The sequence below is a fragment of the Luteimonas marina genome, assembly GCF_007859325.1.
In the GTDB taxonomy this organism is placed as follows: Bacteria; Pseudomonadota; Gammaproteobacteria; order Xanthomonadales; family Xanthomonadaceae; genus Luteimonas; species Luteimonas marina.
In genome coordinates this window covers 1-21,063 of the sequence record NZ_VOHK01000005.1, presented here as the reverse complement: position 1 = coordinate 21,063, position 21,063 = coordinate 1, and the positions used below count along the sequence as shown (strand labels likewise).

The window sequence follows — 21,063 nt, the reverse complement described above, 5'->3', positions numbered from 1 at the left end:
GGCGCATCGTGCGACGGTTGCCGTCACAATGTCCGCAACTTCCCGTCTAGTCCTTCGATGAACACCAACGCCGACCTGCTCAAGGAACTCCGCATCGACCGCTCCGCCGGCCCGCCGCCCTCGCGCAAGGGCCTGTGGATCGCGCTGGCCGCCGTCGCCCTCGTCGCCGTGCTGGCGCTGGCCGGCTGGTGGCTGTTCGCGCGCGAGGGCGCGGTGCCGGTGCAGACCGCGACCGCGGTGTCGCTGGCCAGCGGCAATGCCGCGGCCTCGGTGCTCGACGCCTCCGGCTACGTCGTCGCCCGGCGCATGGCGACGGTGTCGGCCAAGATCACCGGCCGCGTGCGCGAGGTGCTGATCGAGGAAGGCATGAAGGTCGAGGAAGGGCAGGTGATGGCCCGGCTCGACCCGATCGACGCCGATGCCCAGCGTTCGCTGAGCGCGGCGCAGCTCTCGGCCGCGCGCAGCCAGGCGAGCAGCGTCTCCGCGCGCCTGAAGGAAGCCGAGGCGAACGCCGAGCGCCTGTCGCGCCTGGTCGGCCAGCAGCTGGTGTCGAAGGCGCAGTACGACCAGGCCGTGTCCCAGCGCGACGCGCTGCGCGCGGAACTGCTGACCGCGCAGCGCAACGCCAAGGTCGCCGAGGACGGACTGCACATCGCCGACCTCGGCGTCGACAACACCATCGTGCGCGCGCCGTTCGCCGGCGTGGTGATCGCCAAGGCCGCGCAGCCGGGCGAGATCGTCTCGCCGCTGTCGGCCGGCGGCGGCTTCACCCGCACCGGCATCGGCACCATCGTCGACATGGATTCGCTGGAAGTGGAGGTCGACGTCGGCGAGTCCTACATCGGCCGCGTGCAGCCGAAGATGCCGGTCGAGGCCACGCTCAACTCCTACCCCGACTGGAAGATCCCGGCCGAGGTCATCGCCATCATCCCCACCGCCGACCGCGGCAAGGCCACGGTGAAGGTGCGCGTGGCGCTGAAGGAGAAGGACGCGCGCATCGTGCCCGACATGGGCGTGACCGTGAGCTTCCTGGAGAGGGCGCCCGAGGCCGACGCCGAACCCAGGCGCGGCGTGCGCGTGCCGGCGTCGGCGATCGTGCAGCGCGACGGCGGCGACGCGGTGTTCGTCGTCGGAAGCGGGGACGAGGTGGAACTGCGTGGCGTGCAGGCTGGCGGCGCGCTCGGTGGCGACCGCGAGGTCGTTTCGGGGCTGGCGCCGGGGGAGACCGTCGTGGTCGATCCGCCGGAGGGGTTGGAGGCGGGCGCGGTGGTGTCCACCGGCACGAATTGATGCACCCAAGGACAGATCAGAGTCCTGTCATCTCGAGCCCTTCGGCTGCGCTCAGGGCAGGCTCCGCGAGAGATCTACTTGCAGGTGAGGTGAAAGCCAGATTTCTCCCCCGGATCAAGTCCGGGGTCGAAATGACAACGTTTTTTGTTCCTGCGAGAAGTTCCAAGTGACAAACCGGCGCGATGCGACGAATCACCCGCATCGCATGACCCGCCACCGGGACGTTCCCGGCCACGAGACCACACGAGGCAAGCCATGGCATCCCTGGTATCGATCCGCAACCTGACCAAGACCTACCAGCGCGGCCCGGAGAAGGTCGAAGTGCTGCACGGCATCGACCTGGACATCGAACAGGGCGACTTCGTCGCGCTGATGGGGCCGTCCGGTTCCGGCAAGACCACCCTGCTCAACCTGATCGGCGGGCTCGACTCGCCGACCTCCGGGCAGATCGAGGTCGGCGGCCAGCGCATCGACCAGCTCGGCGGCGGCAAGCTCTCGCACTGGCGCAGCCAGCACGTGGGCTACGTGTTCCAGTTCTACAACCTGATGCCGGCGCTGACCGCGCAGAAGAACGTCGAGCTGCCGCTGCTGCTGACCAAACTCGGCGGCGCGCAGCGCAAGCGTAACGCGCAGATCGCGCTGTCCCTGGTCGGCCTGGCCGACCGCGTCTCGCACAAGCCGACCGAGCTCTCCGGCGGCCAGCAGCAGCGCGTCGCCATCGCCCGCGCCATCGTCTCCGATCCCACGCTGCTGATCTGCGACGAGCCCACGGGCGATCTCGACCGCCAGTCCGCCGAAGACATCCTCGGCCTGCTGCAGACGCTCAACCGCGAGCACGGCAAGACCATCGTCATGGTCACGCACGACCCGAAGGCGGCCGAGTACGCCACCCACACGCTGCACCTCGACAAGGGCACGCTGGTCGAGCAGCAGGCGCACGCGGCCTGAGGCCGGACCGGACGGAGGGGTGACATGAAATATTTCCACCTGATCTGGGCGGCGCTGTTCCGGCGCAAGACCCGCACCTTCCTCACGCTGGCCTCGATCCTGGCGGCGTTCCTGCTGTTCGGCCTGCTCGACGGCATCCGCACCTCGTTCGCGCAGCTGGGGCAGAACGCCGACGGCGCGCAGCGGCTGCAGACCACCTCGCGCCTGTCGATCGTCGAGACGCTGCCGATCTCGCTGGAGCCGCCCCTGCGCCGGATCGACAACGTCCAGGATGTGACCTACGCCAACTGGTTCGGCGGCGCCTACCAGAACCCGCGCAACCAGCTGTTCACCTTCGCGGTGGCGGAGAACTACCTCGACCTGTATCCCGAGATCGAGGTCGCGCCCGCCGAGGTCGAGGCCTGGAAGCGCACCCGCACCGGCATCCTCGTCGGCGAGGCGATGATGAAGCGCTTCGACTGGAAGGTCGGGCAGACCATCCCGCTGCAGTCGACGATCTTCCCCAACAGCGACGGCACCCTGAACTGGTCGTTCGACATCGTCGGCGTGCTGCGGGCCAAGGACAAGAAGAGCGCAGGCTTCACCGAGGCGTTGATCCTGATGCACTACAAGTACTTCGAGGAATCCACGCCCTACGTCGATGGCGACGTCGGCTGGTTCGTCAGTCGCGTGTCCGACGTGCGCCGCAGCGATGCGGCGGCCAAGGCGATCGACGCGCTGTCGGCGAACTCGCCGCACGAGACGCGGACGATGAACGAGCAGGCGGCGATGGCCTCGCAGATCAAGCAGATGGCGGACATCGGCCTGATCGTCGGTTCGATCATGGGCGCGGTGTTCTTCACCCTGCTGTTGCTGACCGGCAACACCATGGCCCAGGCCGTGCGCGAGCGCACCTCGGAGCTGGCCGTGCTCAAGACCATCGGTTTCACCAGCCGCAGCGTGCTGGCGATGGTGCTGGCCGAATCGGTGCTGCTGGTGCTGATCGGCGGCGTGCTCGGGCTCGGCCTGGCCGCGGTGCTGGGGCCGATCGTCGGCGCCGCCAGCGGCGGCGCGGTCGGCCTGCCGCCGATCGGCCTGAAGAGCTGGATGCTGGGGCTGGGGCTGATGGCGGCCATCGGACTGCTGGTCGGCGCGCTGCCGGCGGTGCGGGCGATGCGCCTGAACATCGTCGACGCGCTGGCCGGACGGTAACGGGAGAACTCAGATGACGCTCATCAAATCGTTCCTGCGCGGGTTCGGCCTGTTCCTGCTGCTGGCCGTGTTCCTCGCGGCCTGGATCGTCCTGCCGTGGCCGGCGCTGCTCGGTATCGCGGTGCTGTTCGCGCTGTGGATGGCGTTCACCCGCAGCGGGCGCCAGGCGGCGTCGGTGACGCGCGTCGGCGTCAGCACGCTGGCACAGCGCCTGGGCGCCTCGTCGGTGGTGGTGATTGGCATCGCCGGCGTGGTCGGCGTGCTGGTCGCGCTGCTGGCGATGGCGGAAGGTTATCGCCACACGGTCAGCAGCAGCGGCACCGACGACACCGCGATCGTGCTGCGCGGCGGTTCGTCGGCGGAGCTGATGTCGGTGCTCTCGCGCGACCAGATCACCACGATCGAACGCGCGCCGGAGATCGCGCGCGACGCCGAGGGCCGCCCGCTGGCCTCGGCGGAACTGGTGGTCTCGGCCAACGTGCCGCGCAGCGACGGCGAGGAGGGCAGCGTGACCCTGCGCGGCGTCGGCGACATGGCCTGGGTGGTGCGACCCGGCGTGAAGCTGGTCGAAGGCCGCAAGTTCGAGCCGGGCCGGCGCGAGCTGGTGGTCGGCAAGGGCGCGCGGCGCCAGTTCGCCGGGCTCGATCCGGGCAAGGAACTGCGCCTGGGCAACCAGGTCTGGACCGTGGTCGGCGTGTTCGAGTCCGGCGACGCGATGGAATCGGAGATGTGGGCCGACGGCGAGATCGTCTCCAGTGCCTACCGCCGCGGCAGCAGCCGCGCCTCGGTGTTCGCGAAGCTGACCGACGCCAAGGCCTTCAACGCCTTCAAGGCCACGCTGGCGGCGGACCCGCGCCTGCAGGTCGAGGCCGACACCACGCGCGAGTACTTCAGCAAGCAGTCCGAGGCCATCAGCAAGGTGCTGCGCATCATCGGCATCGTGGTCGGCTCGATCATGGCCATCGGCGCGGTGTTCGGCGCGCTCAACACCATGTTCGCCACCGTCGCCTCGCGCGCGCGGGAGATCGCCACGCTGCGCGCGATCGGCTTCCGCGGCATGCCGGTAGTGGTGGCGGTGATGCTGGAGACGATGCTGCTGGCGGCGATCGGCGGCCTGCTCGGCGGCTTGCTGGCCTGGCTGGTCTTCAACGGCTACACCGCGTCGACCGTGGCCGGCGGCGTGGCCAGCCTGAGCTTCGAGTTCAAGGTCTCGCCCGACCTGCTCTGGCAGGGCCTGAAGTGGGCGCTGGCGATCGGCTTCGTCGGCGGCCTGTTCCCCGCGCTGCGCGCTGCGACGCTGCCGGTGACCGACGCGCTGCGCGCGGCCTGAGCGCAGGCGTCAGCGCGCGGCGGGCGGATCCAGCCAGCCGCGCGCGATCGCGGCGTCGACATCGGCCGGCGTGTCGATGTCGAACGCCAGCGCCGGCGCATCGAGCAGGAACAGCGTCTCGCGCGGCAGCGCGCGCAGGCGCGCGGCGAGGCCGCGATCCCCGGCCTGCGCCGCCTGCGTCAGCCAGGCGGCCGGCACCGCCGCCGGGATTCCCGGCAGGCCATCGTGCAGGGTCGCCGCGCAATGCGACGCGGCATCGCGTGCGCCCGCCAGCAGCGCCAGCAGGTGCTGCCTGTCCATCGCGGGCTGGTCGCAGGCCGCGACCAGGATCATGCCGTCGAACCCCGCCATCGCCCGCGCCGCCGAGCGCAGGCTGCCGGACAGGCCAGCCTGCCAGTCGTCGTTGGCCACCGCTTCGGCATCGAGGCCGGCGACGGCGGCTTCGATCGCGTCGCGGCGTGCGCCGACGACGATCAGCAGTCGCTGCGGCGCGGTTTCGCGCAGCAGGCGCGCGGCGCGATGCACCAGCGTCTCGCCATCGCGCGTGAGCAACTGCTTCGGCCGCCCGAGCCGGCGGCTGCCGCCCGCCGCCAGCAGCAGCGCCGCGTGCGACGTGGCGGGCGCCGCACTCATTCCCCGTCGCCGCGCCCGGCGCGCCAGGCCTGCAGCTGCGCGGCGATGCTGAGCGCGATCGCTTCCGGCCCCTGTCCGCCGAGCGGCAGTCCGACCGGCGAATGCAGGCGCGCGGACAAACGTTCGCGCTCGTGCGCCGCGAGCAGCTTGAACAGGTCGTCGCGGCGGCGATGTGGTCCCAGCAGGCCGATGTAGGGCAGGTCGGTCGCCGCCAGCGCCGCCAGGGCCTCGCGGTCGAGTTCGAAGTTGTGGTGCATCACCAGCGCGGCGTCGACCCGCGCCTCGCCGAGCGCCGCCACGCCGACCTGCGGGGTGGCGTCCAGCGTCCGGTCGCCGAGGGCGGCGGCCGGCAGCCAGCGCTGCCGTCGCTCGACGACCAGCGTCATCCAGCCCAGCTGCCGCAGCAGCGGCAGCAGCATCGCGGTCTCCGGACCCGCGCCGAAGACCGCGATCGCCGATGGCGCCGGCACCCGGATCGCCACCATCTCCATCGCGGGCCACGGCAATGCATCGGTGGCCAGCGACCAGTCGCTGTGGCGCCCGCTGATCTGCGCGGCCACGGTCCCTTCGGCGTGCACCTGCAATCGCAGTTCGCCCTCGCGCCGCAGCCAGGCCTGCACCAGGGTCGACCAGCCCGGCAACGCGCGCAGCGGCAGCAGCGCGATGCGCAGCCGGCCGCGGCATCCCGGCGCCGAGCCCGACAGCAGGTCCTCGTCGTCGCGGGTGTCGATCTCCATCCAGCCCAGACGCGCGGCGTCGATCGCCTGCTTCGCGCGCAGGGCGATCTCCGGCTCCAGGCAGCCGCCGCTCAACCAGCCCGCTTCCGGTCCCGCTTCGCCGAACAGCGCCATCGCGCCGCGGCGCACGTAGGTGGAGCCTTCGGTTCCGACCACGACGGCCAGTGCGGCAGGCGTATCGGCTTCGCTGGCCTGCGCGGAAGCCTCGAGCACGTGGCGATGGACGGACATGCCGGCCACGATGGCGCAGGCGCCATCGCCGTGCAAGACGACGATCGCCGTTGCCCGGACGCCTGCGCAGCGTTTCGCGCGCACGCCATCGACCGCGATCGGGCATGCGCATTTCCGGGACAATCGCCGGTGGCGACGTGATCCGTCGCGAAATCCACGCAGGACGCTGGCGGACGACGGCGTCCGGGAGTACTGTCGAAGCATCCCAAGCCATCGCCAGGGAGTTGCCGATGAAGCTGCAGGTCAACGGTTCCGAACACGAGGTCGATGCCCCACCGGACATGCCCCTGCTGTGGGTCCTGCGCGACCTGCTGGGCATGACCGGCACCAAGTTCGGCTGCGGCATCGCGCAATGCGGCGCCTGCACGGTCCATGTCGACGGATCGCCGTTGCGCAGCTGCGTGACGCCGGTGGAGGCCGTCGCCGGCAGGCAGATCACCACGATCGAAGGCCTCTCGGCCGACGGCAGCCATCCGGTGCAGCGCGCCTGGGCCGAGCTGGACGTGGTGCAGTGCGGCTACTGCCAGTCCGGACAGATCATGTCCGCGGTCGCGCTGCTGGCCGAGGTGCCGGCGCCCAGCGACGAGGACATCGACCACGCGCTGTCGGGCAACCTCTGCCGCTGCGGCACCTACCAGCGCATCCGCGCGGCCGTGCATCGCGCGGCCGAACTCGGCAAGGCCTGATTCCCGCGATCCCCGCGGCGCCGCCACGCGCTGCATTCCCCGCCGTTCGACGGAGATCCTTCCCGTGAACCTCGCCAGCAAGTTTTCCCGTCGCGACTTCCTCCGCACCGGCGCGCTCGCCGGCGGTGGACTGGTGGTCGCCTTCGCCGTGCCCGGGGCAGGGCGCTTCGCGATGGCGCAGGAGGAGGCCGGGGCTGCGCCCGCCCCCGAGTTCGCGCCCAACGCATTCCTGCGCGTGGCGCCCGACGACACCGTGACCGTGCTGCTCGCGCACGCGGAGATGGGGCAGGGCATCTGGACCACGCTGCCGATGCTGATCGCCGAGGAACTCGATGCCGACTGGTCGAAGCTCCGCGTCGAGCATGGTCCGGCCGACAAGGCCTACTTCAGCCCGGTGTTCGGCATGCAGGGCACCGGCGGTTCGACCACCACCTGGTCCGAGTTCGACCGCTACCGGCAGGCGGGCGCCACCGCGCGCGCCATGCTGCTGCAGGCCGCGGCCGAACGCACCGGCCTGCCGGTCGCGGAACTCAAGGCGGAAAACGGCGTGGTCGTGGCCGGCACGCAGCGCCTGCGCTACGGTGAACTGGCCGAGGCCGCGGGCAGGCTCGCGCCGCCGGACCCGGCCACGCTCAAGCTCAAGGCCCCGGGCCAGTGGGCCGTGATCGGCAAGCCCACCAAACGCCTCGACACGCCGGAGAAGATCACCGGCCGCGCGAAGTTCGGCATGGACATCCAGTTCGACGGGCTCAGGACCGCGGTGGTCGCGCATGCGCCGGTGTTCGGCGGCAAGGTGAAATCGTTCGACGCCACCGCGGCGAAGGCCGTGCCCGGCGTGCGCGACGTGGTGCAGGTGCCCAGCGGCGTGGCGGTGATCGCCGACCATTACTGGGCGGCGAAGCTCGGCCGCGATGCGCTGCAGGTCGAATGGGACCGCGGCGAACACGGCGCGCTCGACAGCGCGGCCCTGCGCAGCGAGTTCGCGGCGCTGGCCGGCACCGAGGGTCCGGTCGCGGCCCGCGCCGGTGACGTCGCCGCGGCGCTGGAAGGCGCGGCGAAGACCGTGGAGGCCGAATACGCCGTGCCCTACCTCGCGCATGCGGCGATGGAACCGCTGAACTGCACGGTGAAGCTCGAAGGCGGCGAGTGCGACATCTGGTGCGGCACGCAGTTCCCGACCCTGGACCAGAACAACGCCGCGCGCATCCTCGGCATCCCGCCGGAGAAGATCCGCATCCACACGCCGTTCCTCGGCGGCGGCTTCGGTCGCCGCGCGACGCCGACCTCGGACGTGGTCAGCGAAGCGGTGGAGGTCGCGAAGGCCGCCGGCGTGCCGGTCAAGACGGTGTGGACGCGCGAGGACGACACCCGCGGCGGCTATTACCGCTCCGCGTTCGTCGAGAAGCTGCGCGTCGGCCTCGGCGCCGACGGCCTGCCGGTGGCCTGGCACCAGGTGCTGGTGGGGCAGTCGATCATGGCCGGCACCTTCATGGAAGCGATGATGGTCAAGGACGGCGTCGACACCACCTCCACCGAGGGCGTCGCCGATTCGCCCTACGTGCTCGGCGCCGCGGCGCATCGCGTCGACCTGCATTCGCCGGTCACTGGCATCCCGGTGCTGTGGTGGCGCTCGGTCGGGCACAGCGTCAACGGCTTCGTGATGGAGGGCTTCGTCGACGAACTCGCGCATGCGGCGGGGCAGGATCCGGTCGCCTATCGCCGCACGCTGCTGAAGGACCATCCGCGGCATCTTGCCGCGCTCGACCTCGCCGCGGAGAAGTTCGGCTGGGGCACGCCGGCGGCGCAGGGCCGCGGCCACGGCATCGCCGTGCATGAATCGTTCGGCAGCGTGGTCGCGCAGGCGGCGGAAGTATCGGTCGAGGACGGGCGCATCCGCGTGCATCGCGTGGTCTGCGCGATCGACTGCGGGCCGGCGGTGAACCCGGCCGGGGTCGCGGCGCAGATCGAGTCGGGCGTCGCCTTCGGCCTGGGCGCGGCGCTGCATTCGGCGCTGACGCTGAAGGATGGACAAGTGCAGGAGTCGAACTACCACGACTACCGCGTGCTGCGGCTGGACGAGATGCCGGTGGTCGAAACCCACATCGTGCCCAGCCAGGCGCGGATGGGCGGCGTCGGCGAACCCGGCACGCCGCCGATCGCGCCGGCGGTGGCCAACGCGGTGTTCGCGCTGACCGGGCAACGCCTGCGCGAGCTGCCGCTGCGGCTGTCGGAAACGAGCGCCGCGCCCGCGGCGGCGACGTGAGGAGAGGGCCATGACGACTGCACGCATCGCGCTGGTTGCGGCCTGCCTCCTGCTGGTGGCCTGTGGCCCGAAGGCCACGCCCGAGCAGCAGGCGCAGGCGCTGCAGGCCTTCGCCACCATCGAGCAGGTGTTCCAGCATCCACGCTGCAGCAACTGCCATATCCCCGGCGACCAGCCGCTGCAGTTCGACGCCCAGGCCCCGCATGCGCAGGGCGTGGTGCGCGGGCCGGAAGGCCATGGCGCGCCGGGCTTGCCCTGCAGCGCCTGCCACGGCGAGAAGAACCCGCCCGACAGCTACGGCCCGCATGCGCCCCCGGGCGCGCCGCACTGGGCGCTGCCGCCGCCCGACCGGAAGATGGCGTGGATCGGCCTGCCCGCGGCGGAACTGTGCGCGATGATCAAGGACAAGGACAGCACCGGCGGACGCGACCTCGACGCGATGCTCGAGCACGTCACCGGGGACGCCCTGGTGCTGTGGGGTTGGGAACCGGGCGGCCGGCGCGCGCCGGTCCCGGTGCCGCACGCCGACTTCGTCGCCGCGTTCAGGACCTGGATGGACGGCGGCGCGCCCTGCGCGGGCGTCTGACGCAGGCCGCCGGCCCAGGGGCGGCGCGCGGCGATCGTGCGGCGGGCTACAGGAGTCCGGCCGACTGCAGCGCGGCTTCCACCTTCGGCTGGTTCGCCGCATCGAGTTCGGTCATCGGCAGGCGCAGCGCGCCGCCGCACAGACCCATGCGCGCCATCGCCCACTTCACCGGGATCGGGTTGGCCTCGACGAACAATTGCTTGTGTACCGGCAGCAGCCGCAGCTGGATGGCCATCGCCCGCGCCGCGTCGCCGGCCAGCGCCGCCGCGCACAGTTCGCGCATCAGCCGCGGCGCGAGGTTGGCGGTGACGCTGACGTTGCCGTGGCCGCCGCACAGCATCAGCGCGACGGCGGTGGCGTCGTCGCCCGAGTACACGGCGAAGCCTTCGGGCACGTCGCGGATCAGCCACTGCGCGCGCTCGAGGTTGCCGGTGGCCTCCTTGATGCCGACCACGCCCGGCACCTGCGCCAGCCGCAGCACGGTGTCGTGCTGCATGTCCGCGACCGAGCGGCCCGGCACGTTGTAGAGCACGATCGGCAGCTCGCCGGTGGCCTCGGCGATCGCCTTGAAGTGGCGGTACAGCCCTTCCTGGCCGGGCTTGTTGTAGTAGGGCACGACCTGCAGCTGGCTGTCGGCGCCGACCTGCTTCGCGAACCGCGCCAGCGCGATCGCCTCGGCGGTGGAGTTGCCGCCGCAGCCGGCCATCACCGGCACGCGCCCGGCGGCCTGCTCGACCGCCACGCGGATGATCTCGCAGTGTTCCTCGACGTCGACCGTCGGCGATTCGCCGGTCGTGCCGACCACGCCGATGCCGTCGGTGCCTTCGTCGACGTGCCAGTCGATCAGCTTGCGCAGCGCCGGGTAGTCGACGCTGCCGTCCTCGTGCATGGGCGTGACGAGCGCGACGATGCTGCCGCGCAGGGATGCGTTGCTGGGAGTCATGGGGCTTGCCGGAGGTGGGGAAAGACGAAACGCCGATTCTAATGCTGAACGCCGGCCGCGCTGTCATCGCATTGTCATCGAAACGCGGTAGATGGCCGCGCGCGGCGGTCCTAACCTTTGCAACCTTTTTTCCGACACGGACCCCCGCCGATGCGCCGCGCGCTGCTCATCCTCTGCACTTGCCTGCTGCTGGCCGGCTTCGCCTGGCCGGACGGCGGCAGCGCGCTGAGCCATCGCCTGGTCGCGCCCGGCGGCGCCTCGCCGCTGCTGCCGACCGCGCGCATCGAGCAGGCGATCGCGCGGCTGCCGCATCGCGAAGGGCGCGTGGCCACGTCCGCGGGCGTATCGCTGTTCTGGCGCGCGTTCGATCCCGGCGCCTACCGGCTCGACTACGCCTACCGCCCCGACGGCACGCAGCGCGGGCGCATGGACTTCAGCCTCGACTTCGACGCGCCCACCGCAAGGCCGGTCGCGCCGCGTGGCACCGTGCTGCTGCTGCACGGCTGGATGATGGACGGCGGCTCGCTGCTGCCGTGGTCGCTGCAGCTGGCGCAGGCCGGCTACCGCACCATCAGCCTCGACCTGCGCAACCACGGCCGTTCCGGCGCGGCGCCGTCCGGCTACGGCCTGCGCGAGGCGCGCGACGTGGCCGACGCGGTCGCGGCCCTGCGCGCGCAGGGCGAGATCGTCGGGCCGCTGCACGTGATGGGCGTGTCCTACGGCGCGGCGACCGCGATCTTCAGCGCGCGCGAACTGGGCATGCAGGTCGACAACGTGATCGCGATCGAATCCTTCGCCAACGCCGGCCACGCGATCCGCGACATGGTGCCGCACCTGCTGCACAAGGCGCCGGAAACGGTCGCCCAGCAGTTCACCCATCGCTGGCTGCGCTGGCGGATGGACGACCAAGCGCTGGAGCGCGCGATCGCCACCGCCGGCGAAGCCCTGGAACTTCCGCTGGACAAGATCGACGTCGGCGCCGCATTGGCGCAGGTGCCGGCCTGCGTGCTGCTGGTGCACGGCCGCGAGGACGAGCACGTGCCGGTCGCGCACGGCCGCGCGCTGGCCGCCGCCGCGCCGCGCGCGCACTACGTCGAAGTACCCGGCGAGGACCACATCAGCCTGCCGATGCGCCTCGACCTGCTGGCACCGACGGTGATCGACTGGCTCGACAACGCCTCGCCCAAGCGGTTCTGCCCGCAGCCCCTGGCCTTGACCGCATAGGGCAGGCCTCGGCCCGCCACCGCATGTCCGCCCGGGTCGCCGAGGCGGGCCGAGGCCCGCCCTATGCCTGCTGTGCAACGATCCTGCGCCGCGCGGCGAGGTAGCCGTCGAGCGCGAACACCACCAGCCCGGCCCAGATGAAGCCGAAGCCGGCCGCGCGTTCCCCGCCGAAGGTTTCGCCGAGCACGAACACGCCGATCAGCAGCTGGATCGTCGGCGACATGTACTGCAGCAGGCCGACCACGGTCAGCGACACCCGCCGCACCGCGAACGCGAAGCCGATCAACGGGATCGCGGTCAGCGCGCCGCCGAACACCAGCATCGCATCGGTCGCCACGCCCCAGCGCAGCGAGAAGAAACCGCCGTCGCCGTGCGTCTCGAACCACCACAGCGCCGCGACCGCCGGCAGGAACACGATCAGGTTCTCGACCCCGAGCCCGGTCACCGGTTCGACCGCGGCGAACTTGCGGATCAGCCCGTAGAACGCGAACGACGCCGCCAGCGACACCGCGATCCACGGGAAGCTGCCGTAGCTGAAGGTCAGCCACAGCACGCCGACCATCGCCAGCAGCACCGCGACCCATTGCGCGCGCGACAGCCGCTCGCGCAGGAACAGCACGCCGATCACCACGTTGAGCAGAGGATTGATGAAGTAGCCCAGGCTGGCCTCGACCACGTGGCCGGTGCTGACCGCCCACACGTACAGGCTCCAGTTGAACGCGATCAGGCAGCCCGAGACGCCGAGCATCGCCGCCAGGCGCGGGCGCGAGAGCACCGCCGCCAGCCAGCCACGGCCCTGCTTCCACGTCAGCCAGGCGCTGACCAGCACCGCGCACCAGATCGCGCGGTGCATCACCACCTGCAGCGGCGGGACCTCGCTCAGCGCATGCCAGTAGGCCGGCATCACGCCCCACAGCGCGAACGTGCCCAGCGCGGCCAGCAGGCCCAGCCGCGCCTCGCGCGCGGCGATGTCCGGAGTCGGCGTCATCCGCGCCTCGCCCCGCCGATGGCGGGCGCCGCCGCCTTGTTCGCCTTGGCCAGGGTGATCGCGACCACCCCCAGCAGCACCACGCCCATCGCGCCGATGTCGTGCGCGCCGAAGCGCTCGCCGGCGAGCCAGGCGCCGAGCACCACCGCGATCACCGGGTTCACGTAGGCGTAGCTGCCCGCCAGCGCCGGGCGCACGTGCTGCAGCAGCCAGACGTAGGCGCTGAAGCCGATGATCGAACCGAACGTGGCGAGGTAGCCGAACGACAGCAGGCCGCGCAGCGTCGGCCAGCCGTCGAAGCGTTCGCCGAGCGCGAGGCCGGCGGCCAGCATCACTACGCCGCCGCACAGCATCTGCGCGGCGGCGGTCATGAACGGCGCGGGCAGGTCGCGGCCGCGGCTCCAGATCGAGCCGTAGGCCCAGGCCACCGAGGCCACCAGCAGCGCGACCAGGCCGCCGGGCGTCGCGGTCAGGCTGCTGCCCGCGTTGAGCCAGGCCACGCCGGCGAAACCGATGCCCAGGCCGATCCATTCGATGCGCCGCGGATGCTCGCCGCGCAGCGCCGCGAACAGCGCCATCCACAGCGGCACCGACGCCACCGCGACCGCCGCCAGGCCCGACGACACCGTCTGCTCGGCGATGCAGACCAGACCATTGCCGACCGCGAGCAGCAGCAGGCCCATGAACGCGGTGTTGCGCCACTGCGCGCGCGTGGGCGCGGCGACCGCGCGCAGGCGCAGCGCCGCGTACATCAGCGCACCCGCCAGCAGGAAGCGCACGCCACCCATCAGCAGCGGCGGCCAGCCGCCCTCCAGCGCGAAGCGGATGGCGAGGTAGGTCGAACCCCAGATCAGGTACACCGCCGCCAGCGCGAGGGCGATGGCGAGCGAAGACGCGGAAGCGGGGCCGACCGATGCAGGGGAGGGACGCATCGGACACCGTGGGGACAGGGGCCGCGGCAGCGGAAGGCGACGCGCGGCAAGGGCTGCATTCTACGGCGCGCGGCTGTTCCGGCGGTGGAACAGCGGGTGGCGTGGATGGATTGCCGGGGCTGGTGGGTTGCCGGCTGACGCAGTACCGGCGGCGACCAGGGTTCCGTCCTGCCAGCGACCGGAACACGTGTCATCGCCGGCGAACCAGACAGACGTCATCCCCGCGAAGGCGGGGACCCAGCGTCTTTCGTGACGAGTCAGGGACTTGGAGGGGGCATGCGGTCGAGAAACGCCCGGGCTTCTGGTCATTCTCTTCTGCACGAAGGCGTAAAGACGCTGGATTCCCGCCCCCCGCCTGCGCGGGGGCAGGCTTCGCGGGGATGACGGTGGGAGGACGTCATGGTCTGGTTCCGCAAGCGCCTCGGACCTGTCCGCCGCGCTACAGCGCCAGCGCCGCGCGCAGCGGCGCCGGATCGTCCCAGCGCTCGCGCCCGCGCAGGAACGCCAGTTCCACCAGCACGTCCGCGCCGACCACCTGCGCGCCCTGGCGACGCAGCAGGGCGGTCGCCGCGCGCAGGGTGCCGCCGGTAGCGAGCACGTCGTCGACCACCAGCACCCGTGCGCCGGGCGGCAGCGCGTCGACGTGCACCTCCAGCCGGTCGCTGCCGTATTCGAGCCGGTAGTCCTGCGCCAGCGTGCGCGCCGGCAGCTTGCCCGGCTTGCGCACCGGCACGAAGCCGCAGCCCAGCGCGCGCGCCAGCGCCGCGCCGAGGATGAAGCCGCGCGATTCGACGCCCGCCACCGCGTCCGGCGGCGCTTCGCGCCACGGCGCGGCCATCGCCGCGATCGCGGCAGCGAAGGCGACGGCGTCGGCCAGCACCGGGGTGATGTCCTTGAACACGATCCCGGGCTTCGGGAAATCGGGGACGTCGCGGATCAGGCGGGACCAGTCGGACACGTTCGCATTCCTGGGGCGGGAGGGCCCCCGCATCCTATCGTCACTGCCGCCGCACGCGCCTTCGCGCTATCGTGACCGCCCGACGATCCCGAGGAGCACGCCATGCGCCTGCTGTCCATCCTGGTCCTGACGCTGTCCGCCGCCGCCGCGAGCGCCGCCACGCCCTACGGCCAGCCCATGCCCGAAGGCGAGGCCGTCCCGGTCTCGCAGGCGATCGCCGACTTCGACGCCCACGCCGACCGGCCGCAGCGCTTCAGCGGCCGGATCACCGAGGTCTGCCAGGCCAAGGGCTGCTGGATGATGCTGGAGGACGACGGCAAGCTCGCGCGGGTGATGTTCGGCAAGCACGACTTCTACATTCCCAAGGACACCACGGGCTCTGCGGTGGTGCACGGCGTGCTGACGCGCAAGGAGCTCACGCCCGAGCAGGTCGAGCACCTGAGCGGCGACAGCGGCAAGGGCATCGCCGCCGAGCCGGTCGAGTACCGCATCACCGCCGACGGCATCGAAGTCGCCTCCTGAGGTCCGCGCGGCGCGAGCCGCGGAGGCAGCGGCATGGCGTCCCGCGTCCCGTCCCCGCCGCCCGCAAGCCGGGTCGGCGCATGCGGTCTTCCGTCCGTCCGCGGGAGAAGGTCAGGGATGACGGCCGGCCTGCTGCTGGCCGTCGCCGCACTGGCGGTGCCGCCGCCGGCCGATGCACGCATCGTCTATCGCTGCGTGCGCGACGGCACCGTCAGCCTGTCCACCGCGCCCGAGCCGGGCTCGAAGTGCGAGGCGAAGGAAATCGACGACAGCGCCGTGCAGGCGCCGAACCTGTGGGGGGCAATGGGTGTGTTCAGCGGCACGCTGTACGAACGCGAGCAGGACGGGAAACTCGTCTACGGCACGCGCAAGCTGCCCGGCTCGCGCGTGTACCTGAAGTTCACCGCGGTCACGCCGCCGGGCGAACCCGCGCATGAAGGGCTGGGCAATGTCGGCGCGCCGCAGCTCGGGCCGTTCGCGGCCGAGTTCAGGGCGGCGGCGAAGGCGACCGGCGTCGAGGACGCATGGCTGCGCGCGATCGCGCATGCCGAAAGCGGGTTCGACGCGGACGCGGTGTCGGACAAGGGCGCGCAGGGCGTGATGCAGCTGATGCCCGACGTGGTCGCCGACTACGGCGTCGCCGATCCCTTCGACGCGAAGCAGTCGATCCAGGCCGGCGCGCGCCACCTGCGCGCGCTGCTGCGCCGCTACGGCAACGACCGCACCCTGGCGCTCGCGGCCTACAACGCCGGCATCGGCACCGTGCAGCGCCACGGCGGCGTGCCGCCATACCCGGAGACGCAGGCCTACATCGCCAAGGTGCAGGCGCTGCACGCGCGCTATCGCGAGGCGATGGGCATCAGGACGGAGCGGCCGGCGCAGTAGCGGGCCTGCGCGCCATCGGTTGGCGGCATCCGGATGCACGCATGCGGATCGAAGAACGAAGCCGTCATCCCGGCGAACGCCGGGATCCATTTTGCCGTTATCTTTCTTCTTCGCGGCCAGGCAGCCGCCGGATCAAGATGGATCCCGGCTTTCGCCGGGATGACGGTGCGGGCGCTTTCGCCGGGGGATGACGTTTGTTTCGGAGCGCGTGAACCGTCCGTAGGTCGGGGCTACGCCCCCGACGCCCCGCCTACGCCATTCCATCTTCCCGGCCGCCAAAAGGCATCAGCCCTTCGGCGTCAGCTTCAGCAGCCGGCCGCCCTTGCCGTCCTCGATCACCCACAGCGCGCCGTCCGGGCCCTGGCGCACGCCGCGGATGCGGGCGCCCATCTCGAAGCGCTCGGCCTCCCAGGCGCGGTCGCCTTCGAACTGGATGCGCACCAGTGACTGCGACGACAGGCCGCCGGCGAAGGCATTGCCCTTCCATTCCGGGAACACGTCGCCGGAATAGAAGATCAGGCTCGACGGCGAGATCACCGGCGTCCACGTGATCGCGGGCGTGCTGAATTCCGGGCGCGTGTCGTGGTCCGGGATCGGGCGACCGTCGTAGTGGTCGCCATTGGACACGATCGGATAGCCGTAGTTGGCGCCGCGCTCGACCTTGTTGAGTTCGTCGCCGCCCTTCGGGCCCATCTCGATGTCCCACAGCTGGCCGTTGCCGTCGAAGGCGATACCCAGCGGATTGCGATGGCCGAGCGACCACACCTGCGCCGCCACCTCGCCCTGTCCGGCGAACGGATTGTCCGCCGGCACGCTGCCGTCGTCGTTGAAGCGCAGCACCTTGCCGAGGTTGGACGCCATGTCCTGCGCCGGATCGAACTTCTGGCGCTCGCCGGAGGCGATCCACAGCTTGCCGTCGTCGCCGAACGCGATGCGGTGGCCGTAGTGGCCCTGTCCGCTCACCTTCGGCACCTGGCGCCAGATCACCTCGACGCCTTCGAGCGCGCCGCCGCCGGCATCGTCGGTGACCAGCGTCGCGCGCGCGACCGCTGCGCCGGCGGTGTTGCCGTCGCCCGCTTCCGCGTAGCTGATGTAGACCCGTCCGTTGCTGGCGAACTGCGGGTGCGGCACCACGTCGCCGAAGCCACCCTGTCCGCCATAGGCCACCTGCGGGACGCCGGTGACCTCGCCGGCATGGCCGGTGGCGACGTCGACCAGCTTGAGCGTGCCCGGTTTCTCGCTGACCAGCAGGCGGCCGTCGGGCAGGAAGCCCAGCGCCCAGGGCTCGTCGAACGAGGCCACGGTCTCGGCCGTGAACGGACCGATGGCGCGGGTTTCGCGCGCCTGCTGCACGGCTGCCGGGACAGTGGCGTCCTCGGTCTGCGCAGCGGGGGCGGTGCTGCTGCCGGCATTGCAGGCCGTCAGCAGCGCAAGGGAGAGCAGGGTGGTCGTCAAGGCGGAGCGATGCATCGGGAAGTCCTCGCCGGGATCGGGGGTCGGCGTCATGATAGCGTCGGATCGCGATCCGGCCGCGTGGGCGGCCTTTGCGCCCGGAGTGTCTTCGACGATGCAGGATTTCGAAACGTGCACGTGTCCGTACTGCGGCGAGCCGATCACGATCGCCGTCGACGCCTCCGCGGGCGAGCAGCAGTACATCGAGGATTGCCAGGTCTGCTGTCGGCCGATCGCGCTTTCGGTCACGTTCGATGCCCAGGGTTTACCCCAGGTATCGATGCGCCGCGATGACGAATGATGCCGAAGCGGCAGGGAAAAACAGCTTGAATCCAGCGCCTTTCTGAGCGCGGCAAACGACGGCGGCAATGCTGAACGCCCGTCGGCGAGGAACATCCTGTTAACTTGGAACATGCACGGATCTTTATGCGTGCGCGGGCAAGGTGGTCGCCGTGCGGAAGCGACACCTCATGCAACACCTCTGCCGCGCGCCCATTTTGAATCCCCACGGGAGATAGTGATGAAGAATGCACGCAAGCCGCTGTTCGGACTGATCGCGCTGGGCGCGGCCCTCGCCATGCCGATGGCCTTCGCGCAGGATCCGGCCGCGACCGAACCGACCGCCCAGGATCCGACCAGCCAGTACCCGACCGCCCAGGACCCGGCACAGTCCACCGCGCCGGCCGCGCAGCAGCAGCCGCTGACCTGGGCCGACCTCGACGTCGACGGCAACGGCACGCTGAGCAAGACCGAAGCCGGCAACTTGCAGTCGCTGGCGCAGGTGTTCGACGACGCCGACACCGACCGCGACGGCGAACTGACGCCGGACGAGTACAAGGCCTTCGTCGCCAAGGCGAACGCGCAGCAGCCCGACGCCTCGGGCGGCGCCGACTGAGGCCTGGTCCAACCCCTCTCCAAGTCCTGTTTCCCATGACAGGCAAGTGAGCCATCGGCGGCCTTCGGGCCGCCGATGTCTTTTGCGTTGCGGCATACTGCGGCGATGACCGCGATCGACATGGTCGGCTTCGACGCCGACGACACCCTCTGGCGCAGCGAGGACTACTTCCACGCCGCGCAGGACGAATTCGAACGCATCGTCGGCCGCCACGTCGACCTGGCCGACCTGCGCCTGCGCGAGCGGTTGTACGCGGTGGAGAAGGGCAACATCGCCGTGTTCGGCTACGGCGTGAAGGGCATGGCGCTGTCGATGGTGGAAGCGGCGGTCGACATCACCGACGGCCGTATCCACGCGCGCGACCTGCACCGCATCGTGCAGATCGCCAAGGACATGCTGCGCCATCCGGTGGAACTGTTGCCCGGCGTGCGCGAAGCGGTGGAAGCGATCGCCGCCGAACACCCGGTGGTGCTGGTCACCAAGGGCGACCTGTTCCACCAGGAGGCCAAGGTGCGCGAGTCGGGCCTGGCCGACCTGTTCCGGCGCATCGAGATCGTCAGCGAGAAGGACGTGGCCACCTACGCGCGCCTGCTCGACGAATTCGCGATTCCCGCCGACCGCTTCGTGATGATCGGCAACTCGCTGCGTTCGGACATCGTGCCGGTGCTGCAACTGGGCGGCTGGGGCGTGCACGTGCCCTACCACCTGACCTGGGAACACGAGAACGAGGCCGACGACGTCGGCGGGCATCCGCGCCTGCGGCAGGTGGCGACGGCCGATGCCCTGCCTGTGGCGATCCGCGACATCGTGGCCGCAGGCGCCGCCGCTGTAATCGCGGCCGGATGACACGGAGCACGCCGATGCGCGCATTCACGCACCTTGCCCCGATCCTCGCCATCGTGCTGCTGGTGTCGTGCCCGACGCTCGCGCAGGAGGCGGCGTCACCCGCGCAGGAGGCGGAACGCGAGCCGACGGCCGCGGTGCAGCGACAGCCGCAAACCGGCAACGCCTGGATCGACGCGCGCCTGCTCGACATGGACGACTACGCCGCGCGCTACCGCGACGCCTTCGTCGACGAGATCGTGCGCTACCACGAGGCGCCGCGCGCGCTGGTCGAGGACGCCTTGCGCGACGAGGCGACGACGCCGGGCGATGTCTATTACGCCTGCGCGCTGGCGCAGGCCACCGGCCGTCCCTGCCGTGCGGTGCTCGACGCCTGGCGCGGCGACCACGCCGACGGCTGGCAGGGCGTGGCGGAGCGGCTCGGCGTCGCCTCCACCGCCGCGATCCATCGGCGCATCCGCGGCGACATCACCGAGAGCTACGTGCGCTGGGCGCGTCCGCTCGATTCGTCCAATTGATCCGCCCTCGCAAACCGTAGGAGCGCCTTCAGGCGCGACCCTTTTTGTTCCGCCGCGCGTTTACTCGAGAAGCGTCTCGCCTGAAGGCGCTCCTACAAGTGTCGGTTGCCGGAGGCACACGATTCCGGATCGATCCGGCCACGCCGCGCGCATCCATCGTCATTTGCTTTGGACGAATCGTCATCACCAAACCCCGGATCCGCTCTGGACAGGCGTGACGCGGTTGCTACATTCCGGATCGAGTCTGCTGCAACGCATCAAGCCCGAACCGATGGCCGGCGCAACGGCATCGGCGGTGGCGCTGCACTGCACGCGACGCAAGGCACCCGGGGAAAATCCGCAATGAAGTTTCCGACACGCAAATCCGCCGTACCGCTGCTGGCCATCCTGCTCGCGCTCGCGTTCCCGGCCTTCGCCGCGCCGGCGCCGGCCGAAGGCGTCTGGCGCGGCGAGTTCAACGTCAACGGCGAACCGCTGCCGTTCAACTTCGAACTGCGCGACCTGGGCGGCGGGAAGCCGGTCCTCACCCTGATCAACGGCACGCGTCGCGATCATTTCGCGCTCGAGCAGCGCGGGGACGGCAGCCTGCGCGCGGTGATGAACACCTACGACGCCGCGCTCGAGGCCCGCGTCGTGGAAGATTCCGGCGGCCGTCGCCTGGAAGGCCACTACCGCGACCTCGTGCCCAGGCGCAACGGCGCCAACGACCTAGGGATGCTCTGAACAAATCCCTTCGGCGACAATAGCGCAAGGTTCGACGGATGACGACGATGCAGCTGAGCTTCGGGGACGCGGAACACACGGGCAAGCGCAAGAAGACGCGGCGCGAGGTCTTCCTGGCGGAGATGGAGCAGGTGGTGCCGTGGAACGCATTGCTGGCGCTGATCGCACCGCACTACCCGAAGATGGGCCAGCGCGGCCGGCAGCCGTATCCCTTGGCGACCATGCTGCGCATCCACTTCCTGCAGCAGTGGTACTCGCTGAGCGACCCGGGCATGGAAGAGACGC

The 21,063-nt window shown here is 70.9% G+C and carries 23 protein-coding genes; 16 read left to right on the top strand and 7 right to left on the bottom strand.

The features are described from left to right. Nucleotides 1-57 precede the first annotated feature (57 nt). The 4 genes from FQY83_RS11805 to FQY83_RS11790 all read left to right on the top strand — a co-directional run bounded on the left by FQY83_RS11805 (nt 58) and on the right by FQY83_RS11790 (nt 4,759). On the top strand, nt 58-1,290 hold the full coding sequence (locus FQY83_RS11805; RefSeq protein WP_146388168.1) for an efflux RND transporter periplasmic adaptor subunit: 1,233 nt from the start codon (nt 58-60) through the stop codon (nt 1,288-1,290). Between the two features lie 255 nt (nt 1,291-1,545). Beyond that, complete coding sequence (locus FQY83_RS11800) at nt 1,546-2,238, top strand: ABC transporter ATP-binding protein (RefSeq protein ID WP_146388167.1); 693 nt, start codon at nt 1,546-1,548, stop codon at nt 2,236-2,238. A 24-nt stretch (nt 2,239-2,262) separates the two neighbouring features. Beyond that, nucleotides 2,263-3,429 (top strand): ABC transporter permease, encoded by a 1,167-nt coding sequence (locus tag FQY83_RS11795; RefSeq protein WP_146388166.1) that lies wholly within the window; start codon nt 2,263-2,265, stop codon nt 3,427-3,429. 13 nt (nt 3,430-3,442) lie between these two features. Next, a complete protein-coding gene (locus FQY83_RS11790) occupies nt 3,443-4,759 on the top strand; it encodes an ABC transporter permease (RefSeq protein WP_146388165.1) in 1,317 nt (438 codons plus the stop codon). A gap of 9 nt (nt 4,760-4,768) precedes the next feature. On the opposite strand, the gene FQY83_RS11785 is transcribed toward FQY83_RS11790, so the two are convergent. Continuing rightward, complete coding sequence (locus FQY83_RS11785; RefSeq protein WP_146388164.1) at nt 4,769-5,392, bottom strand: nucleotidyltransferase family protein; 624 nt, start codon at nt 5,390-5,392, stop codon at nt 4,769-4,771. Continuing rightward, entirely contained in the window at nt 5,389-6,360 is a 972-nt protein-coding gene (locus FQY83_RS11780; RefSeq protein ID WP_146388163.1) for an XdhC family protein, read from the bottom strand. The genes FQY83_RS11785 and FQY83_RS11780 overlap by 4 nt, the downstream gene beginning before the upstream one ends. 230 nt (nt 6,361-6,590) lie before the next feature. Here FQY83_RS11780 and FQY83_RS11775 point away from each other — a divergent pair, with 230 nt between their 5' ends. The 3 genes from FQY83_RS11775 to FQY83_RS11765 all read left to right on the top strand — a co-directional run bounded on the left by FQY83_RS11775 (nt 6,591) and on the right by FQY83_RS11765 (nt 9,895). Then, nucleotides 6,591-7,046, top strand: coding sequence for a (2Fe-2S)-binding protein (locus FQY83_RS11775; protein ID WP_146388162.1), 456 nt, complete (start codon nt 6,591-6,593; stop codon nt 7,044-7,046). A 64-nt stretch (nt 7,047-7,110) separates the two neighbouring features. After that, nucleotides 7,111-9,309 carry a xanthine dehydrogenase family protein molybdopterin-binding subunit gene (locus tag FQY83_RS11770; RefSeq protein WP_238333483.1) on the top strand — a complete coding sequence of 733 codons (2,199 nt, stop codon included), beginning with the start codon at nt 7,111-7,113 and terminating at the stop codon, nt 9,307-9,309. 10 nt (nt 9,310-9,319) lie between these two features. Further along, the gene (locus tag FQY83_RS11765) at nt 9,320-9,895 is read left to right on the top strand and encodes a hypothetical protein (protein ID WP_146388161.1); all 576 of its coding nucleotides are present in this window, start codon (nt 9,320-9,322) and stop codon (nt 9,893-9,895) included. Nucleotides 9,896-9,941: 46 nt separating this feature from the next. Here the strand turns inward: FQY83_RS11765 and dapA are convergent, their stop codons facing one another. Beyond that, nucleotides 9,942-10,838: a 4-hydroxy-tetrahydrodipicolinate synthase gene (dapA, locus tag FQY83_RS11760; protein ID WP_146388160.1), complete on the bottom strand. Its 897-nt coding sequence runs from the start codon at nt 10,836-10,838 to the stop codon at nt 9,942-9,944. 150 nt (nt 10,839-10,988) lie between these two features. Here dapA and FQY83_RS11755 point away from each other — a divergent pair, with 150 nt between their 5' ends. After that, complete coding sequence (locus FQY83_RS11755) at nt 10,989-12,062, top strand: alpha/beta fold hydrolase (RefSeq protein ID WP_146388159.1); 1,074 nt, start codon at nt 10,989-10,991, stop codon at nt 12,060-12,062. A gap of 61 nt (nt 12,063-12,123) precedes the next feature. On the opposite strand, the gene rarD is transcribed toward FQY83_RS11755, so the two are convergent. From rarD to FQY83_RS11740, 3 genes are all read right to left on the bottom strand, one after another. Then, nucleotides 12,124-13,050 carry an EamA family transporter RarD gene (gene rarD / locus FQY83_RS11750; protein WP_146388158.1) on the bottom strand — a complete coding sequence of 309 codons (927 nt, stop codon included), beginning with the start codon at nt 13,048-13,050 and terminating at the stop codon, nt 12,124-12,126. Beyond that, nucleotides 13,047-13,982 carry a drug/metabolite exporter YedA gene (gene yedA, locus FQY83_RS11745; RefSeq protein WP_146388157.1) on the bottom strand — a complete coding sequence of 312 codons (936 nt, stop codon included), beginning with the start codon at nt 13,980-13,982 and terminating at the stop codon, nt 13,047-13,049. The genes rarD and yedA overlap by 4 nt, the downstream gene beginning before the upstream one ends. Before the next feature lie 439 nt (nt 13,983-14,421). Further along, nucleotides 14,422-14,973, bottom strand: a complete 552-nt coding sequence (locus FQY83_RS11740) for an adenine phosphoribosyltransferase (protein WP_146388156.1) — start codon at nt 14,971-14,973, stop codon at nt 14,422-14,424. 69 nt (nt 14,974-15,042) lie between these two features. Between FQY83_RS11740 and FQY83_RS11735 the strand changes: the two genes are divergently transcribed. Both FQY83_RS11735 and FQY83_RS11730 read left to right on the top strand, forming a co-directional pair. Then, a complete protein-coding gene (locus FQY83_RS11735) occupies nt 15,043-15,462 on the top strand; it encodes a DUF4920 domain-containing protein (RefSeq protein WP_146388155.1) in 420 nt (139 codons plus the stop codon). A gap of 117 nt (nt 15,463-15,579) precedes the next feature. Next, nucleotides 15,580-16,347, top strand: coding sequence for a lytic transglycosylase domain-containing protein (locus FQY83_RS11730; protein ID WP_146388154.1), 768 nt, complete (start codon nt 15,580-15,582; stop codon nt 16,345-16,347). Between the two features lie 285 nt (nt 16,348-16,632). On the opposite strand, the gene FQY83_RS11725 is transcribed toward FQY83_RS11730, so the two are convergent. After that, complete coding sequence (locus FQY83_RS11725; protein ID WP_146388552.1) at nt 16,633-17,817, bottom strand: PQQ-dependent sugar dehydrogenase; 1,185 nt, start codon at nt 17,815-17,817, stop codon at nt 16,633-16,635. Nucleotides 17,818-17,914: 97 nt separating this feature from the next. On the opposite strand from FQY83_RS11725, the gene FQY83_RS11720 reads away from it, so the two are divergent. From FQY83_RS11720 to FQY83_RS11695, 6 genes are all read left to right on the top strand, one after another. Beyond that, complete coding sequence (locus FQY83_RS11720) at nt 17,915-18,100, top strand: CPXCG motif-containing cysteine-rich protein (RefSeq protein ID WP_146388153.1); 186 nt, start codon at nt 17,915-17,917, stop codon at nt 18,098-18,100. A 213-nt stretch (nt 18,101-18,313) separates the two neighbouring features. Then, nucleotides 18,314-18,694 (top strand): EF-hand domain-containing protein, encoded by a 381-nt coding sequence (locus FQY83_RS11715; protein WP_146388551.1) that lies wholly within the window; start codon nt 18,314-18,316, stop codon nt 18,692-18,694. Nucleotides 18,695-18,799: 105 nt separating this feature from the next. Next, on the top strand, nt 18,800-19,540 hold the full coding sequence (locus tag FQY83_RS11710; protein ID WP_146388152.1) for an HAD family hydrolase: 741 nt from the start codon (nt 18,800-18,802) through the stop codon (nt 19,538-19,540). A gap of 14 nt (nt 19,541-19,554) precedes the next feature. Next, nucleotides 19,555-20,055, top strand: coding sequence for a hypothetical protein (locus FQY83_RS11705; protein ID WP_146388151.1), 501 nt, complete (start codon nt 19,555-19,557; stop codon nt 20,053-20,055). Between the two features lie 342 nt (nt 20,056-20,397). Continuing rightward, nucleotides 20,398-20,778 carry a hypothetical protein gene (locus FQY83_RS11700; RefSeq protein WP_238333482.1) on the top strand — a complete coding sequence of 127 codons (381 nt, stop codon included), beginning with the start codon at nt 20,398-20,400 and terminating at the stop codon, nt 20,776-20,778. 47 nt (nt 20,779-20,825) lie between these two features. Next, nucleotides 20,826-21,063: transposase (locus FQY83_RS11695; RefSeq protein ID WP_146388150.1), on the top strand; the 238-nt coding region annotated here is incomplete at its 3' end.